This is a genomic window from Pseudoalteromonas sp. MSK9-3 (assembly GCF_003590335.1).
In the GTDB taxonomy this organism is placed as follows: Bacteria; Pseudomonadota; Gammaproteobacteria; order Enterobacterales; family Alteromonadaceae; genus Pseudoalteromonas.
Window position 1 is genome coordinate 1 of the sequence record NZ_MIET01000026.1, and the last position, 16,933, is coordinate 16,933.

General features: G+C 40.6%; 11 protein-coding genes, 9 tRNA genes and 1 rRNA gene. 4 read left to right on the top strand and 17 right to left on the bottom strand.

Annotation, left to right across the window (positions count from 1 at the left end; translation table 11 throughout):
* The 15 genes from BGP78_RS10540 to BGP78_RS10610 form a co-directional block, all read right to left on the bottom strand.
* A 16S ribosomal RNA gene (locus BGP78_RS10540) occupies positions 1-119 on the bottom strand; the annotation flags it as partial.
* Between the two features lie 677 nt (positions 120-796).
* Positions 797-2,182, bottom strand: coding sequence for a fibrinogen-like YCDxxxxGGGW domain-containing protein (locus tag BGP78_RS10545; protein ID WP_119861363.1), 1,386 nt, complete (start codon positions 2,180-2,182; stop codon positions 797-799).
* A gap of 417 nt (positions 2,183-2,599) precedes the next feature.
* Positions 2,600-2,686: transfer RNA gene (locus tag BGP78_RS10550), tRNA-Leu, on the bottom strand.
* Positions 2,687-2,723: 37 nt separating this feature from the next.
* A tRNA-Cys gene (locus BGP78_RS10555) sits at positions 2,724-2,797 on the bottom strand.
* Positions 2,798-2,812: 15 nt separating this feature from the next.
* Positions 2,813-2,888 (bottom strand) — tRNA-Gly (locus BGP78_RS10560).
* 72 nt (positions 2,889-2,960) lie between these two features.
* Positions 2,961-3,036 (bottom strand) — tRNA-Gly (locus BGP78_RS10565).
* Positions 3,037-3,043: 7 nt separating this feature from the next.
* Positions 3,044-3,130 (bottom strand) — tRNA-Leu (locus BGP78_RS10570).
* A 24-nt stretch (positions 3,131-3,154) separates the two neighbouring features.
* Positions 3,155-3,230 (bottom strand) — tRNA-Gly (locus BGP78_RS10575).
* Between the two features lie 53 nt (positions 3,231-3,283).
* Positions 3,284-3,370, bottom strand: a tRNA-Leu gene (locus BGP78_RS10580).
* A 34-nt stretch (positions 3,371-3,404) separates the two neighbouring features.
* Positions 3,405-3,478: transfer RNA gene (locus BGP78_RS10585), tRNA-Cys, on the bottom strand.
* Between the two features lie 15 nt (positions 3,479-3,493).
* Positions 3,494-3,569, bottom strand: a tRNA-Gly gene (locus BGP78_RS10590).
* A 139-nt stretch (positions 3,570-3,708) separates the two neighbouring features.
* Positions 3,709-4,254 (bottom strand): CDP-diacylglycerol--glycerol-3-phosphate 3-phosphatidyltransferase, encoded by a 546-nt coding sequence (gene pgsA, locus BGP78_RS10595; protein WP_119861364.1) that lies wholly within the window; start codon positions 4,252-4,254, stop codon positions 3,709-3,711.
* Between the two features lie 41 nt (positions 4,255-4,295).
* Positions 4,296-6,119 carry an excinuclease ABC subunit UvrC gene (gene uvrC / locus BGP78_RS10600; RefSeq protein WP_119861365.1) on the bottom strand — a complete coding sequence of 608 codons (1,824 nt, stop codon included), beginning with the start codon at positions 6,117-6,119 and terminating at the stop codon, positions 4,296-4,298.
* Between the two features lie 12 nt (positions 6,120-6,131).
* On the bottom strand, positions 6,132-6,782 hold the full coding sequence (uvrY, locus tag BGP78_RS10605) for a UvrY/SirA/GacA family response regulator transcription factor (RefSeq protein ID WP_119861366.1): 651 nt from the start codon (positions 6,780-6,782) through the stop codon (positions 6,132-6,134).
* A gap of 176 nt (positions 6,783-6,958) precedes the next feature.
* Positions 6,959-8,104 carry a dicarboxylate/amino acid:cation symporter gene (locus tag BGP78_RS10610; RefSeq protein ID WP_119861367.1) on the bottom strand — a complete coding sequence of 382 codons (1,146 nt, stop codon included), beginning with the start codon at positions 8,102-8,104 and terminating at the stop codon, positions 6,959-6,961.
* Between the two features lie 182 nt (positions 8,105-8,286).
* Here BGP78_RS10610 and BGP78_RS10615 point away from each other — a divergent pair, with 182 nt between their 5' ends.
* The 3 genes from BGP78_RS10615 to BGP78_RS10625 all read left to right on the top strand — a co-directional run bounded on the left by BGP78_RS10615 (position 8,287) and on the right by BGP78_RS10625 (position 12,777).
* Positions 8,287-10,629, top strand: a complete 2,343-nt coding sequence (locus tag BGP78_RS10615) for a carbohydrate binding family 9 domain-containing protein (RefSeq protein WP_119861471.1) — start codon at positions 8,287-8,289, stop codon at positions 10,627-10,629.
* 135 nt (positions 10,630-10,764) lie between these two features.
* Positions 10,765-11,733, top strand: coding sequence for a cysteine synthase A (cysK, locus tag BGP78_RS10620; RefSeq protein WP_119861368.1), 969 nt, complete (start codon positions 10,765-10,767; stop codon positions 11,731-11,733).
* A gap of 150 nt (positions 11,734-11,883) precedes the next feature.
* On the top strand, positions 11,884-12,777 hold the full coding sequence (locus BGP78_RS10625; RefSeq protein ID WP_182912269.1) for an ABC transporter substrate-binding protein: 894 nt from the start codon (positions 11,884-11,886) through the stop codon (positions 12,775-12,777).
* Between the two features lie 24 nt (positions 12,778-12,801).
* Here BGP78_RS10625 and BGP78_RS10630 read toward each other — a convergent pair whose 3' ends face one another.
* Positions 12,802-13,659, bottom strand: a complete 858-nt coding sequence (locus BGP78_RS10630; RefSeq protein WP_119861369.1) for a PA4780 family RIO1-like protein kinase — start codon at positions 13,657-13,659, stop codon at positions 12,802-12,804.
* A 267-nt stretch (positions 13,660-13,926) separates the two neighbouring features.
* Complete coding sequence (gene putP, locus BGP78_RS10635; RefSeq protein ID WP_119861370.1) at positions 13,927-15,405, bottom strand: sodium/proline symporter PutP; 1,479 nt, start codon at positions 15,403-15,405, stop codon at positions 13,927-13,929.
* A 282-nt stretch (positions 15,406-15,687) separates the two neighbouring features.
* Between putP and BGP78_RS10640 the strand changes: the two genes are divergently transcribed.
* Entirely contained in the window at positions 15,688-16,911 is a 1,224-nt protein-coding gene (locus BGP78_RS10640) for an EAL and HDOD domain-containing protein (protein WP_119861371.1), read from the top strand.
* The last annotated feature ends 22 nt before the right edge of the window (positions 16,912-16,933 follow it).

Here is a 16,933-nt window from a genome sequence, read left to right on the forward strand (position 1 = left end):
ATTACTCACCCGTCCGCCGCTCGTCAGCAGATAGCAAGCTATCTCTGTTACCGCTCGACTTGCATGTGTTAGGCCTGCCGCCAGCGTTCAATCTGAGCCATGATCAAACTCTTCAATTAAAAGTTTTGTTGAAACCCTTTACTAGAAAGTGCTTCGTGCTCATTGAATTCTGATTTTGATTTCTTTCGAAATCGAATTGACTGTGCTGAAACAAGTAAACTTGTTTCCGTTGGTCACTCAGTTCAATTGAGACTCTAATTTTTTTGCGTCACTTCAATCTAAGAAAGAAGGTTCGCTGTTAGAACTCAATCTGTACGAGTGCCCACACAGATGATTGCTTCATATTTTTAAAGAACGTTGCGATGATTAAGCGCTTTGCTTTATCTCGCTAGGGCTGCGCATGTTACGCTTTCCTATTTTTTTGTCAACACTTAATTTCAAACGTTTTCTTACAGTGAAAAGCTAAACTAAGTTTTACTTGACGCTGACTTCGTTTTGCTTTGCTAAGTTAGCGTAGCGCTCCGTGTCAGTGGGGTCGCATTATAGGGAGTTCCTTTTTTTGATCAAGCCTTTTTTAATGAAAATCTTCATTAATTTTCAAGTTTAGAAACATACAGATATACGCACCAAAAACTCACAAGTTACCCACAAAAACCTGTGGGTAACTTGCAAAACTGGCGGGCTCTAAATATCGAAAGCAGGGTTGCAGTGCTTACACGACATCACTGAAGTACCATAAAGCTTAGGCTTATAAAAACACTCGCCAGTGCATGCACCTCTAGAAGTTACCATTTTACTAACGTACAAAAACATGTGTTGTCTGATTTCCAACCAAACTTGTTATATTTGTATCTTTATACATTCCACCAATATAAGCATAAATGTTTTGGTAGTTATACATTGTATAATCTGTCCCAGTGGTGGTGCAGCCGCTCGCTTCATGCCAATACAATTTTAAGCGATGCTCTCCTGACTGATTTGGTGCTTCTCCAAGCGTATCTTGCAAAGGCATGCAATTCGCAGTATTCAGCACTGCAATATCTGCGATTGCATAGCCCCCAGTTGAAGGCGATATTACCATAAGCTCTTGCTGAACATTTTTATACTTAACCCACTGTGCATCTGATAAATGATAATTATCATCGAAACTAGTAATGTTATTAACTTCGACAAAGTAATTGCTAATGTCCGGATACCCACTATAGTTCACTGTTGTGACGTATCGAATACCCATTAACGTCCAGCCTCCGCCTTTCGTGTCCATATCACAATAGGTTGTAAACTCCGGCATATTACCTAAGCCATCTACATCGAGCTTATAGAAACCAGATGCCGCACTCACATCGTTAGCTTGAACTTCCTTACAACTGATTGGCGCAGGCTCTGGATAAACATTTTTGTTTGCCCTAATTGAAACTGTATCATTACCTCGCTTAGTGACGCTCTGGGCAAATAGATGACCTTCAACATCAAGTACATTCACTACTTCACTAATGTGAGTGGTTTCCGTATCTTTTGATTGTTCTTCTTCTAAAAATAATTCATGTGTATTAAATTTTGCTGCATTATGGTCAGCATGGATTTGATCTATTTTATATTTAACACCAGAGTCTAACTCGCCCTCTTTATTCGGTGCATATACCGCTAAGTAAGAAAGGGTCTGAGGTAATTGAGTGTTAGCCTCACCTTTAAGCTCTTGATATTGAATTTGAGCATCAAAGTCTAGCTGGGTCACATTACTCACTCTGCTAACATATGGGAACACATCATTTTCTGATTGAGCACTTAAAAACAAGTATGGTGCTTGTGGCAATTTTTGTGTGAATGCAATTGTTTTCGACGCAGTTCCTAATTCAACACTCCCGACCTCCCAAATTGAACCATCGAGTAATTCATGGCGTCCTTTAGATAGTGTAAGGCTTGACGCCGTTTCATTCGCATGAACCCCATCTAAATATTCCCACTCACTAAAACGGATAGTAACGGTACCATCCAAGTTGTCTTTAACTGATACCACCCCAGGATCGGTATCATTACGACTAGCAACACCCGTTAGAACTACCTGTGAATCCAACTGGCTTTTAATAACGCCTTGTTCATTAATAATGTGCTCTTGCACTTCAAATGCATGCAATGACAATGAACTAAGAATGGCTAAGTTTAGTAAGGTTGTTTTAAACATTTTCGTATTATCCTTATAAAAATATAATATGCAATTCAGCAACTTAAAATATAAAGCAAACTAATATGCAGTTTAAATCAACAATTATAAAAAATATAGCCTTGCTGCCATAATATAAGCGCTCACCCCCTATTAAAACACCATGTAAATTCCGTTCCCCCCCTCAAAAAGAATGGAATCTTGATAAAAATATGAGAAAAGTCGTAACTCAAAAAAGGTAAAAGCTAGAATACTGAGTTTACAAAAGCTCGAATAGAGAGAGTTGATACAATCACTGAATAATTCCATTTGTTCAGGGCAACACGATAAGAGATATAAAGCTGATTCTGGATGGGGGAAATAGCGTGAAATTAGGTTTGATTCAAAAAGGAAATATTTACTAAAGAAGTATTTTAATGACTAGACTTGTAACTAGAATGGTGCCCGGGGCCGGACTTGAACCGGCACGTCCTTACGAACGAGGGATTTTAAATCCCTTGTGTCTACCAATTCCACCACCCGGGCATCGGGTTTGCTTTCGCATGTGGAGTATTACTAATAATGGAGGCGGAACCCGGAGTTGAACCGAGGTAGACGGATTTGCAATCCGCTGCATAGCCACTCTGCCATTCCGCCATATTTGTTAAAGTTTGGAGCGAGTAACGAGGCTCGAACTCGTGACCTCGACCTTGGCAAGGTCGCGCTCTACCAGCTGAGCTACACTCGCATAAAATGCGTATTTAACTTAAAAGTTAAATGATATCTTCGCAAACTTTAAACTTTCAATCCCTAATTTGATTGGAGCGAGTAACGAGGCTCGAACTCGTGACCTCGACCTTGGCAAGGTCGCGCTCTACCAACTGAGCTATACTCGCAATCAAATGGTGCCCGGGGCCGGACTTGAACCGGCACGTCCTTACGAACGAGGGATTTTAAATCCCTTGTGTCTACCAATTCCACCACCCGGGCATCGGGCTGCTTAAGCATTTAGATTGGAGCGAGTAACGAGGCTCGAACTCGTGACCTCGACCTTGGCAAGGTCGCGCTCTACCAACTGAGCTATACTCGCAATCTAAAACTAGTGTTTTAACACTAATCAGAATGAGAACTCTCAATCTAAAATGGTGCCCGGGGCCGGACTTGAACCGGCACGTCCTTACGAACGAGGGATTTTAAATCCCTTGTGTCTACCAATTCCACCACCCGGGCATCGGGTTGCTTTCGCATGTGGAGTGTTGAGATGTGGAGGCGGAACCCGGAGTTGAACCGAGGTAGACGGATTTGCAATCCGCTGCATAGCCACTCTGCCATTCCGCCAAACATAATCAAAATTGGAGCGAGTAACGAGGCTCGAACTCGTGACCTCGACCTTGGCAAGGTCGCGCTCTACCAACTGAGCTATACTCGCTTTTTGATTTAAAGGACTCACTGCCCTCTCAACACGGACGCATTCTACAGAAGTTATGATATGCGTCAATAAAAAAAATGAATGTTTTTAATCGTTTGCTTATTTTTTATCTAAAGCGCTCTAATTATAAACATTTTACCTAAGATTTAGTCAATTCTGACTTTGCTGCATATAGATAAGAAAGCATTGAAGTCACTGTTAATAGTGTTGCAATCGCCAATAGTGCATAACTTAATGTGATCATCCATGGCGCATACTGCCAAATTAGCCCCATGATGGCTAACATTTGAGCTGCCGTTTTTATCTTACCCATATTTGATACCGCAACATTGCTTCTTTTACCTTGTTCAGCCATCCATTCCCTTAATGCTGATATCACAATTTCCCTACTAATAATAATAACCGTTGCGATGGTCACAAATACGTTTTGATAGTATGTAGCCAACATAACTAAAGCGACACTTACCATAACTTTATCGGCAACAGGATCTAAGAACGCGCCAAATGGTGTTGATTGTTGAAGTTTGCGCGCTAAATACCCATCAAGAATATCTGTTACAGCCGCTAACCAAAATATAAAAGCGGCGGCAAAGAATGCCCATGAATAAGGTAAATAGAATAAAACTGCGAATACAGGGATTAATAACAACCTAAACGTTGTCAGTGTGTTTGGAATATTCCACATAACTACTTAGTGAGATCTTTTTTGTATGTTCGCATGAATGGTCAAGCTTTGTCATGCAAATGGTTAAATATCTTCTCAGCCGTTTGCGGGCTGATCCCAGGAACTTGCTTTAATTGATGGATGTTAGCAGCTTTCACCCCTTGCATACCACCTAGGTATTTAAGTAAAGCCTGTCTACGCTTTTGACCTACTCCTTCTATTTCTTCTAATAACGATTGTGTGCGCTGTTTTTGACGCTTATTTCTGTGCCCAGCAATGGCAAAACGGTGTGATTCATCTCTGATATGTTGAATAAGGTGCAACGCTGGCGAATCAGATGCAATATTTACGGTGCGCCTTCCTCCGTCAATCAGTAATGTTTCGAGCCCGGGCTTACGCCCTTCGCCCTTTGCCACACCAATTAACAACGGCATTTTATCTAGTGTCCAGCGCTCAAAAAATGCCTCAGCCCTTCCTAGCTGCCCTTTTCCTCCATCTATAAAAATGACATCGGGAACTTTTTCTTCGTCTTTTAATTTTCCGTAACGTTTATTTAAAGCGAAACTCATAGCCGCATAATCATCACCAGGCGTAATGCCTTCAACGTTAAAACGTCTATATTCTTTATTATTTGGTCCTTGTCCATCAAATACAACACACGATGCGACGGTGTTCTCTCCCATGGTGTGACTTATATCAAAACATTCCATTCTTTTTATGTCGCTCAGCTGTAATGCTTCTTTTAATAAAGCATACCGCTTATTGATAGAGTCTTGAGCACTTTGTTTCACTGCAATGCTATTTGCCGCATTCTTGTTTGCTAGAGCCAAGTACTGTGCGCGCTCACCTCGTAGCTGTGATTTCAGTTGCACCTTACGCTCAGCCACTTCCCCAAGAGCAGATGCTAAATCTTCTTGTTCTTGCAGAGCCATGGGTAAAATAACCTCTTTGGCTATGCGACTCGTGCCCCCACTACCCAAATAATATTGCCCAATAAACGCAGTTAAGATTTCATCTGCTTGCGAATCTTTAGGTACTTTAGGGAAATATGTCTTGGTGCCCAGTATTTTGTGGTCTCGGATCATAAGCATATGAACAGCACTTAAGCCATTTTGCTGCACAAAACCAATGACATCCATTTCTGCAAAGTTTCCGGCAACGGACTGCTGCTCTTGCATTTGCCTAAGCAATGCAATTTGGTCTCGTACTTTAGCCGCAAGCTCAAAATCGAGTGCCACACTGGCCTTTTCCATTCGCTCAACTAACTTTGCAATCACTTGTTGTGATTTACCACTTAAGAACTGTCGTACCATATCAACTTGCTCTGTATAGTCGTCATCAGAGACTTTACCCACGCAAGGTGCCGCACATCGTTTAAGCTGGTGTTGTAAACAAGGCCTGCTACGCGCTCTATAATAAGCGTCTTCACATTGGCGAACTGGAAATATCTTTTGCATTAACCGTAAACTTTCAGATACCGCGGCACTGCTTGGGAATGGCCCAAAATACTCCCCTTTATATTTACGGCTGCCTCGATGAAACGCCAAGCGAGGATGCTTATGGCCACTTAACAAAATATACGGATACGACTTATCATCGCGCAACAATATATTGTAGCGAGGTTGGTATTTCTTTATCAGGTTGTTTTCAAGCAGAAGCGCTTCGGTCTCAGTATTGGTCAATGTAACTTCAATACTATCGATATTACTTACTAATACTCGAGTTTTACTGTCTGGAATATTAACTCGAAAGTAACTAGAAACGCGTTTTTTGAGGCTTTTAGCTTTGCCGACATAAATAACCTGATGTTCGCTATCATACATGCGATATACACCAGGTTCTGTCGACAAAGTTTTTAAAAATGCTTTGTGATCAAATGACGTCATTTAAACAAAAAATCAATGGGTGGTATCAATGTCTATCATTTTATGTCTAATCGCCAAATGTGTCAGCTCAACATCACCGCCCACATTTAACTTTTCAAACATACGATAGCGATAACTGTTCACTGTTTTTGAACTTAAATTTAAACGTTCAGCTATATCCTGTGCTTTTTCGCCTTTGGTGATCATGAGCATGATTTGCAGTTCGCGCTCCGACAATGATTGAAAAGGGTTTTCATCATTACGGCCGCTGAACTGAGCTAGCGCAATCTGCTGTGCAATTTCGGGGGCAATGTATCTCTGCCCTGCGTTCACAGCACGAATTGCATTTATCATTTCATCAGGGCCAGCACCTTTGGTCAGATAGCCATGGGCACCAATCTGCATCACTTTACTGGGAAACGGATCTTCGCAGTGTACTGTTAAAACGATCACTTTAACATCAGGGCAGTAACGGCAAATCTTTTTTGTCGCTTCGAGCCCCCCAATACCAGGCATGTTCATATCCATTAAAACGATGTCTGGCTCACTTTGACGGCAATATGCCACAGCCTCTTCACCCGTTTTAGCTTCACCAACCACTTTAAAGCCACGTACGTCATCTAATATACGTTTGATACCTGTTCTTACAAGTTCATGATCATCAACTAAAAGTACGTTAATCAATGGCTGATCCTCTTAACTAATTCTTGGTAATTACACATTTAAAATGCAACTGCTTGAGAGTACCACAGAAATTTACAAACCATACTAAACAAAATTACATCTGAAGATAAAAATACTAAAAACAAATAAAAAAGACTGAGCTTTACCACTCAGTCCCGATTATTAGTATTCTTAAATTAAGGTTTATCTGAAAAACGATTAACCCAAAGAGCTATAACCCCATCACCCGTAACATTACAGGCTGTACCAAAACTGTCTTGTGCTAAGTACAACGCTATCATAAGTGCCACAGCTGCTTCATTGAAGCCTAACATCGAAGTCAATAAACCCAATGCTGACATCACGGCACCACCAGGTGCGCCAGGCGCTGCAATCATTACAATCCCCAACATTAAAATAAACGGCAACATTGATATTAATGGTGGCACACTCATTTCAGGCGATAATAACATCACCGCCATCGCACAAGTAACAATCGTAATTGTCGATCCCGATAGGTGAATAGTGGCACATAATGGTACAGAAAAGTTAGCCACCTCATCTTTTACGCCATTCGCTTTGCTTGCTTTAAGAGAAACAGGGATGGTAGCCGCACTCGACATCGTACCTATTGCTGTAAAATAAGCAGGCAACATATTTCTTAGCAATTCTAACGGACTGCGTTTTAGCAAAATACCACTTGCAATGTATAAAGCACTCAGCCAAACCCAGTGCATGACTAATGCAGCTAGAAGTACAATACCAAATGTACTCAGTGTATCAGCTACCGTCCCCGCCTTTGCCATTTCAGCGAATACACCGGCAATATAAAATGGCAAAGCCGGTATAATGACTTTCGCCAATAAAGCATCAATAATATCGCGCCCTTGATCTGTAACGTCTTTTAATGTGGGTAAATTCAATTGACTGATACCAATGCCGAATATAAAAGCCGTTGCTAAAGCGGTCATTACACCCATAAGAGGCGGTATTTCAATATCTATAAGACTTTCAATATTTGTTGCCTCAGCAGCTTGAAAAGTAATTGCCCCATCGAAGAATGGAATAAATGCATTTACAACTAATACCGCAAGAGTACCCGCAATCACCGTTGAGCCGTATGCGAAACCCACTGTTTTACTAAGTAAATGACCAGACCCTTTTGGTAGCCCTGCAATACCCGATGCGATGAAAAACAAAATGATCAGCGGGATAGTAAAACTAATCAACTGCCCAATAATGACTTTTGCTGTGTACAAAACCTCAACTAATACCATAGGAAGATAAAAGCCGGCTATGATCCCGCCAACAATACCTGCAATAAGCTTTAAAATTAACGACATAATACTTCTCAATCTAAAACGATGCGCTTTTCTACCATGTTTTTACCAAAAAATGTAAAAAAATCGGTGACCAACAAGAACCATCTGAACTTATTAAACTGCGCTTTAACGCGTACTAATTGTTAAGTAAATCGAAATACCTTTTAATGCACGTCAACTTATGTGTAAAACCTATATCAAAAATGATAAAAAATACTCTTTTCACATTTTCTTTGCTCATACCATTTGTGGGGCATAGTACAGAAACATCCAGTCCACTTCCTTACATTGAGCAATCCGCAAAAATTGATGGTGAACTCACGGAACCGGCATGGGAACGAGCCAAAAAAATAACCATAAATAACGTCACATGGCCGCACGAAAATAGTCCTAGTCCAGTCGAAACTACCGCCTATGTTTATGAAAATGGCAGATCTTTATTTATTGGCTTTGAGGCTACTGATCCTCACCCTTCAAAAATTCGCGCTTTTTTTAGAGACAGAGATCGCGCTTGGGATGACGACCTAGTAGGCATCAAAATAGATTCTTTTAATAATAATCGTTCTGCCTATCAATTCTTCATTAATCCCCTGGGAGTTCAGCAAGATTCGATTGAAAATGAATTAACCAAAAGCGAAAGCACATCGTGGGATGGAATATGGGACAGTGCCGGAAAAATTCACGACACCGGATATACCGTAGAGGTAGAAATCCCTTTGCGAGTCTTAAATTTCGACGATAATACAGACGTAAAAACCATGGCCATGGAGTTTTTACGATTCTACCCACGGAATGAACGTTTAAGACTATCGAGTATGCAACTTACTCATGCCAATAATTGCTGGATCTGCCAAATGCCTCTTTACTCTGGCTTTAAAAAAGCCAAGCAAGGCAATAATGTCGCAATAATCCCCTCTCTTGTGCTCAACAGGTCGGAAACCAGAGACATCGACGGCTCAGATATCAACGACTGGGAAAGTAACAATAACACCGAACCCGGTCTAGATGTTAAATGGGCCATTACACCAGATATGACCCTAAATGCCACACTTAACCCAGACTTCTCTCAGGTTGAAGCTGACACAGGACAATTAAGTGTAAACAACAGTTTTAGTCTATTCTTCCCGGAAAAACGTGCTTTTTTCTTGGATAATACTGACTACTTTTCTTCTTACACTAACCTTATTCACACCCGTAACGTTGCTGCACCAGACTACGGGATCAAATTTACCAGCAATAAACAAGGCCACACATTTGCAGCCTTTGTTGCTAACGATGAACATTTAAACGTAATGATCCCTGGCAACTTAGGCTCTCGAATTGTTACTTTAGAACAAAAAAGCGATAACGCTGCACTGCGATATCGATACGACTTTGGTAATACGCTCTCCATTGGGACAACGACAACGCTAAGGCAAAGCGATGATTATAGTAATCAACTTGTCAGTATAGATAGTAAATATCAGCCAACGTCACATGATACGTTAAAGCTTCAATTATTTGCTTCAGACACCGAATACTCGCAACCTTTTAGCGATGAGTTATGCGATGGAGAAAATGGGGATTGTAACTCTCAGCCTAAAACACCGTGCGAACAATTTAAAGACTGTGACTTCGATGAAAGTACATTACGAGTGCTTAATAGTGATGACACAACAGGTATTGGATACCTTATCAATTACGAACACAACCAAAAATATTGGCGCATGTTCGGAAGCTATCGAAATCACGGTGCAGGGTTAAGATCTGACTTAGGCTTTATGTCACAAGTGGACTATAACAAATTTGTTACCGGGCTTGAGTATCGATGGTATGGAACGAAAGATAGTTGGTGGAATAGAGCTAAGTGGTACACCGATTGGGATATAACCCACAATGAAGAAGGCGAATTACTAGAAAAAGAAGTGCAAACCAACTTTGCGGTGAATGGCCCGCTACAAAGCACATTTGATGTTGGAATTGAACATAGAAAGCGCACGGGCCTTCGACATGATCAGGCGCGCCTCAATATCAACGGCAATACAGATCGCTTTACCGAGAATAGAGTATGGACCTATATGGAATTCAAGCCTCTTTCTGGTGTATTTGCGAGTTTAAATTTGAGAACCGGCAACAAACTTGATTTAAGTAATAACCGATTAGGGAAGGAGTACTTTGCACGGCCTGTTATTAATGTCAATTTAGGTAAACATTTTGAGGTTCGTTTACGCCACACCTATGAGCAGCTTGAAGCACAAAGCTCAAACGTTTATACCGCGAATTTAACTGACATGCGGCTTACCTATCAATTTAACATTAATAGCTACTTAAGACTGGCCGTGATCCGTACCGACATAGATCGTAACCTCAGCAATTATATCGACCCTGATGTCAACGCCACCTATAAAGGGTTAAGTACTCAACTTTTATATAGTTATAAAATTAACCCTCAGACTGTATTTTTTGCCGGCTATTCAGACAATGGGTATCAAGATGATGATCTAGAAAAAATAATTAAAGACAATAAAACTTTCTTCGCAAAGTTTAGTTACGCATGGTTAATGTAGTAATAACAAACTAATTTTTTATTTCTTTTGGCTATAAGCAATTTTAATATATCTTATAGCCATTCTTTACTTCTTTTTTCACTAAAGCCAAGTAAAGTGTGACAATAAGCAAACTTAAGTATTTAAGGGAACACAATGTCTAAAATTTTCGCTGACAACAGTCAAACTATTGGTCAAACACCAGTCGTAAAACTTAACCGTGTCACAGGTGGTAACGTATACGCCAAGATCGAAGCACGTAACCCAAGCTTTAGTGTCAAATGCCGTATTGGTGCTTCAATGATTGGAGATGCAGAAAAATCAGGCCTACTCACTGAAGGTAAAGAAATCATTGAGCCAACATCAGGTAATACAGGTATTGCATTGGCATTTGTTGCAGCAGCACGCGGTTATAAATTAACTTTAACAATGCCCAACACAATGAGCTTAGAGCGTCGTAAATTACTTAAAGCACTCGGTGCAAACTTAGTCCTTACTGAAGGTGCTAAGGGTATGAAAGGCGCTATTGATAAAGCCAATGAAATTTTAGCAAGCGACCCTAGTAAGTATGTTTTACTACAACAATTCGAAAACCCAGCTAATCCTCAAATCCACTTTGAGACAACGGGCCCAGAAGTTTTTGAAACAATGGATGGTAAAGTAGACTTTTTCGTTGCTGGTGTAGGTACTGGTGGGACAATCTCTGGTACAACCCGTTACTTGAAAAAAGAAAAAGGATTAGATGTTAAAGCAATCGCTGTTGAGCCAGTAGACTCTCCAGTGATCACACAAACATTAGCGGGTGAAGAAGTTAAGCCAGGCCCTCATAAGATTCAAGGGATCGGTGCTGGATTCATTCCTGGCAACCTCGATTTAGAACTTATTGACGGCACAGAGCTTGTTTCAAATGAAGATGCGATCGCTATGGCGCACCAACTTATGAAACATGAAGGTATCTTAGTGGGTATTTCATCAGGCGCGGCTGTTGTTGCTGCAAAGCGCTTAGCTGAAAAACCAGAAAATGCAGATAAAAATATTGTTGTTATTTTACCAAGTGCAACAGAGCGTTATTTATCTAGCCCAATGTTTGCCGATGAGTTCTCTGAACAAGAGCTTGTACAGTAATTTCATTGTTTAATAAAAAACCGGCGTTTTGCCGGTTTTTTTATGTTTACTCATTTTACAGCTTACCTTGACTTAATAATGGAAAATAAACCAGTATTTCCTACACTTCCCTAAGAGAGTAACCAATTAAACTCTAGTAGGTAGTGATTAATGCGTTGGCTTATATTTGTGTGTTCTGTGTTCATGTCTTTTCAGCTTCAAGCTGCAATCAATGTCGGTTATTTTAAAAATTCGACCTACCAGCTTGTTCAAGGAGAAAAGTACCAAACAGGCTATTTATACAATGCCGCAGGTCCAAAAGGCCAACTTCACGTGGTCACGCTGGATTGGCCTCCATATATTGGTAATTCACTGTGCAACAAAGGTTGGGTATTTCAATTTGCCGTCTCATTATTAGCTGAGCAAGGGTACAGTGTTTTTATTGAATTTTTACCCTGGGCCCGCGCGGTCAGAGCTACAGAACTAGGTAAAGCAGATATACTAATGCCCGAGTATTATATTGAAGACTCTGCCCCCTCAGACTACGTAAAAGATAAAACTCGACGTGAAGTGCTCGCACTCTCCAATGCATTCTCTGGTGGAGAAATTGCTTTTTTAAAACGTAAAGGAGAAGCCGATCGTTATAATGGCAACTTAAACTCCCTCAAAGGTGAAAAGATTGGTGTAGTAAGAGGCTATCAAAATACCCCAAAATTTGATGCTATGATGGACAATAACGAGTTTGCGATTGTTGAAGCAGTTGATGACCTACAATTAGTTAAGTTACTGGTGGGAGGGCGTGTTAACTTAATTATCGGCGATCCTAAAGTGCTGCGCTTTACGGTTAATTACTCTGACCTATCAAAACCAGAAAAAGTAACTTTATTAAGAAATATTGAAAATGAGTCTTTGCCAATAAAGTACAATCACCTGTACTTTGCACTAAGTAAAAATAAACCCAAATGGCGCAATGTGTTATCGGATATCAACCGAGCTTTATATATGTTTGAAAACAGCGAAGAAACAAATCGTATCATCGAAATGGGAAGCTCTGAGTGTTACTAAAGTTAACACCCAGAATAACAGCAGCTAAGGCGCTTCATTGCCCGCTTTTATACGTGCTTGTCGTTCTTGCTCTTCGGCCATAGCAGCGCTAATTTCATCTAACACCGCACTAACATCTGCACTTTGCAATTCTTCCTCAAATATTCCTGTTAATACAGAGTGTGGCGTTAAGTTACCTTCTTCAAACAGTGCCCACATTTCTTTTGCATAATTTGTATGGCGTAATGCTGGAGCGTATTCACCGTAATACCGGCGCATATTATTCACATCTCGCTCAAACATTGCTTGTGCACTGTTGTTTGCAGCGGCATTAACTGCTTGAGGCAAGTCAATGATCACTGGACCATTACCATCAACTAATACATTAAACTCAGATAAGTCACCATGTATTAACCCAGCACATAACATAAGACGAATATAATGCATCATTAATGTATATTGTCTGATTGCTTCTTCTTCAGACATACTGACTGCGCCAAGTTGAGGAGCGACATTACCCTCGTCATCTGATACCAGTTCCATCAGCAAGACACCATCAACGCAACAATAACTTGCTGGCACTCTCACACCAGCAGCAGCAAGTCGAGATAGCGCATCAACCTCGGCGTTTTGCCACACTTCTTCCTCAAGTTGACGACCATAGTTAGAACGCTTGCTCATCGCTCGAGCTTGACGACCTCCGCGTACTTTTCGCCCTTCCTGATATTGAGCTGCCTTTTTAAAGCTGCGTTTCATCGCATCTTTATACACTTTCGCACAGCGAATGTGTTGACCACATCTTACAACAAAAACATCTGCTTCTTTGCCACTCATTAACCGACTAAGTACTGCATCAATTAAGCCATCATCAACCAATGGCTGTAAACGTTTAGGTATTTTCACGGGGTCCCTGTTAGGTTAGTAAACATCACTCATGATGCTCTATGATTATATATGTGTTGAGGTGAAAACTCAGAACAATAGTGTTCTGATTTGCGTACCCACACTAGATTGTTTCATCGTAACATTACTTGATTGCGAAAGGATAGACCTTCCCCTTGGTTCGAGAAAAATCTCAACGTTCTACTAAAAATATTGTTTTACTTTAGACTTAAATGCAACACATAAAAAGGGGCCAGTTGGCCCCTTTTTATGTGTAAATGCCAAAGTTTATAAATTACTTTGTACTTTTTTAAATAACTGCTGAATACGTTCATGAGGCTCAGAGGTCGCTAAGCTCACAACAACGATAGCAACCGACGACACGATAAACCCAGGTACTATTTCGTAAATATGACTACTTAAACTTTGCCCAGCAATCTCAATCGGTGCATAAATCCATACTAATACCGTTACAGCACCCGATACCATACCAGCCAACGCACCCGCAAAATTCATACGTTGCCAAAATAAGCTCAGCAATACCAATGGTCCAAATGCAGCGCCAAAGCCAGCCCATGCATTGCTCACTAAATCTAGAATAGAGCTATTTCTATCATGCGCTAAATAAATCGCCAAAATAGCAACAGCTGCAACACTAATGCGTCCTATCAAAACCAGCTCTTTATCCGTCGCATTTCGGTTAATGAAAATTTTGTAGAAATCTTCCGTTAAAGAGCTTGAACTCACTAATAATTGTGATGAAATCGTGCTCATGATAGCGGCCAATATTGCTGCTAATAAGAACCCTGCAATAAGTGGGTGAAATAGCAACTCAGACAAAACTAAAAAAATTGTTTCAGGGTCTTTTACAACAATGCCATTTTCATGTGTATAAGCCGCACCAAATACACCAGTTGCAACAGCACCGAGTGCTGCAATTATCATCCAGCTCATACCTATACGGCGTGCTGTCGGCATATCCTTTACGCTTCTAACAGACATAAAACGTACGATGATATGTGGTTGACCAAAATATCCCAGCCCCCAAGACATCGCAGAAATAATCCCAATTGCACCACCCGCACCAATCCAAGTAAGCATTTGTGGATTAACCGCATTGAGTGTCGATGACAAAGGATTGTCTAAGAGTGAATAAGTGACTGCTGGCACTAATATTAGCGCAATGAACATAATACAGCCTTGCACAAAGTCGGTTAAGCTTACCGCTAAAAATCCACCAAACAATGTATAAAGCACAACTACACCCGTTGTAATGTATAGCCCTGACTCATAACTCATACCAAATGAGTTTTCAAATAGCTTACCACCAGCTACCACGCCTGAAGAGGTATAAAGTGTGAAGAAAACGATGATAACCAAGGCTGATACAATGCGTAATGCATTACCTTTGTCTTCAAAGCGGTTAGCAAAGTAATCAGGAATGGTGATCGCATCATTCGCTAATTCAGTGTAAACACGTAATCTCGGTGCCACTAATAAGTAGTTTAACCATGCTCCAATCACTAAACCGATCGCTATCCAAGTACTGCTAAACCCAGTGACAAACATGGCCCCAGGTAAACCCATTAAGATCCACCCACTCATGTCAGATGCACCAGCTGATAAAGCAGCAACACTCGGTGACAGACTACGCCCACCTAGCATATAACCTGATACATCACTGGTTGATTTACGATAGGCGTACAACCCAATGCCCAACATAACCACAAAATATAGTACTAACGAAATAATCGTACCTAATTCCAAAGCTATCTCCTTCATTATGAGCATTCTTGTCAATGAAAATTATCCAACAACCGCCTTTCTGATTGTCATTAAATAGAATGCTTTATTAGTTTTGCGTGACTATAACACGTCTCTTTCAACTACCCCAGTACAGCGAGTTTACCAAGTAAATATGCGTGATAAAGCATCGTTTTAACAGCTAAATCCATACCAAAAGATGAAACAATCAGAAAAAAATAATGAATTACTACTCAACATAACTTATATTGACTTTAAAGTTGTATTAAATGAGAACAGTTGTAGATGTATTTTTATGCGGCGCGCCAACCTATTTTAGACATCAATAAAGAATTAGTAGGCTATGAGTTACTTTTTCGCGATGGTGTTGATAATGTTTTTCCTAATATTGACGGTGACGAAGCGACTTCTCGTTTAATTGAAGGCAGTCAGTTTAACTTTGGCTTAGATGATTTGACTGACAACAAACCCGCTTATATTAATTTCACCCTTGAAACGATACTCAAAGGCTACCCAACTATGCTCAGTCGCGAGCAAGTGGTGATAGAAATTTTGGAAACCGTTCAACCCGGCAAGCGGCTTCTTGCAGCAGTGCAAGACTTAAAAGACAAAGGCTACACCATTGCCCTAGATGACTATCAACATCAAAAAGTATGGCGTCATTTCTATCCATTTGTCGACCAAATCAAAGTCGACTTTCTAACCACATCTCATGAACAAATCGTCGAAATTATTGATGCTACCAAATCATTTAGCAATATAAAGCTGGTCGCAGAAAAAGTAGAAACCTACGAGCAATATCAACAAGCTATTGAGTGGGGCTTTAGCTTATTTCAAGGGTTCTTTTTTGCCAAACCCGAAATGGTACAAAGCAAAGCCCTGCCCCCGTCAGAAATGGCGCTCGCTGAGCTTCTATATGAAACCTCCAGCGTTGATGTCGACTTACAAAGAATTACCGGCGTATTTGAACGCGATGTTAACCTATCATACAAGTTATTACGGTACTCCAACTCTGCAGCATTTAAACGCAGAGCCGAGATAAGCACCATTAAGCAAGCACTCGTTGTCCTTGGTAATGCTGAATTAAAGAAATTTCTATCTTTGCTTTTTGCGGCTCAAGTCTCAGCAGAAAAACCTATGGAATTAATAAAGCTGTCGTTAACGCGGGCACGCTTTTGCGAGCTACTCGCGACACAAAAACATGATAAACATCACATCGGCACCGCTTTCTTAACTGGCATGATGTCGTTAATGGATGCCATACTTGATGAAACGATGGACAGTGTGATGAATAAGCTCCCATTGGTCATTGAGATCAAAGATGCATTGCTCGACGCCAAGGGGACTTTAGCTGACTATTTATCTATCGCGACCGAATATGAACAAGCTCAGTGGGATAAAGCACAAGTAAACTGTAATAAAATTAACTTAGACCCCGCTTGTCTGCCCGAAATTTACAATGATGCCGTTAGTTGGAGCAATGAACAAATGCAGGTGATTGAGCGATAGACGTTACACTATTCGACTCAGC

Bases quoted from the DNA above. Each gene is read 5' to 3' on its own strand.
- BGP78_RS10615 (WP_119861471.1), top strand. From the start codon at position 8,287: ATGATAAAAAATACTCTTTTCACATTTTCTTTGCTCATACCATTTGTG.
- BGP78_RS10625 (WP_182912269.1), top strand. From the start codon at position 11,884: ATGCGTTGGCTTATATTTGTGTGTTCTGTGTTCATGTCTTTTCAGCTT.
- uvrC (WP_119861365.1), bottom strand. From the start codon at position 6,119: ATGACGTCATTTGATCACAAAGCATTTTTAAAAACTTTGTCGACAGAA.
- BGP78_RS10610 (WP_119861367.1), bottom strand. From the start codon at position 8,104: ATGTCGTTAATTTTAAAGCTTATTGCAGGTATTGTTGGCGGGATCATA.
- cysK (WP_119861368.1), top strand. From the start codon at position 10,765: ATGTCTAAAATTTTCGCTGACAACAGTCAAACTATTGGTCAAACACCA.
- BGP78_RS10545 (WP_119861363.1), bottom strand. From the start codon at position 2,182: ATGTTTAAAACAACCTTACTAAACTTAGCCATTCTTAGTTCATTGTCA.
- pgsA (WP_119861364.1), bottom strand. From the start codon at position 4,254: ATGTGGAATATTCCAAACACACTGACAACGTTTAGGTTGTTATTAATC.
- BGP78_RS10640 (WP_119861371.1), top strand. From the start codon at position 15,688: ATGTATTTTTATGCGGCGCGCCAACCTATTTTAGACATCAATAAAGAA.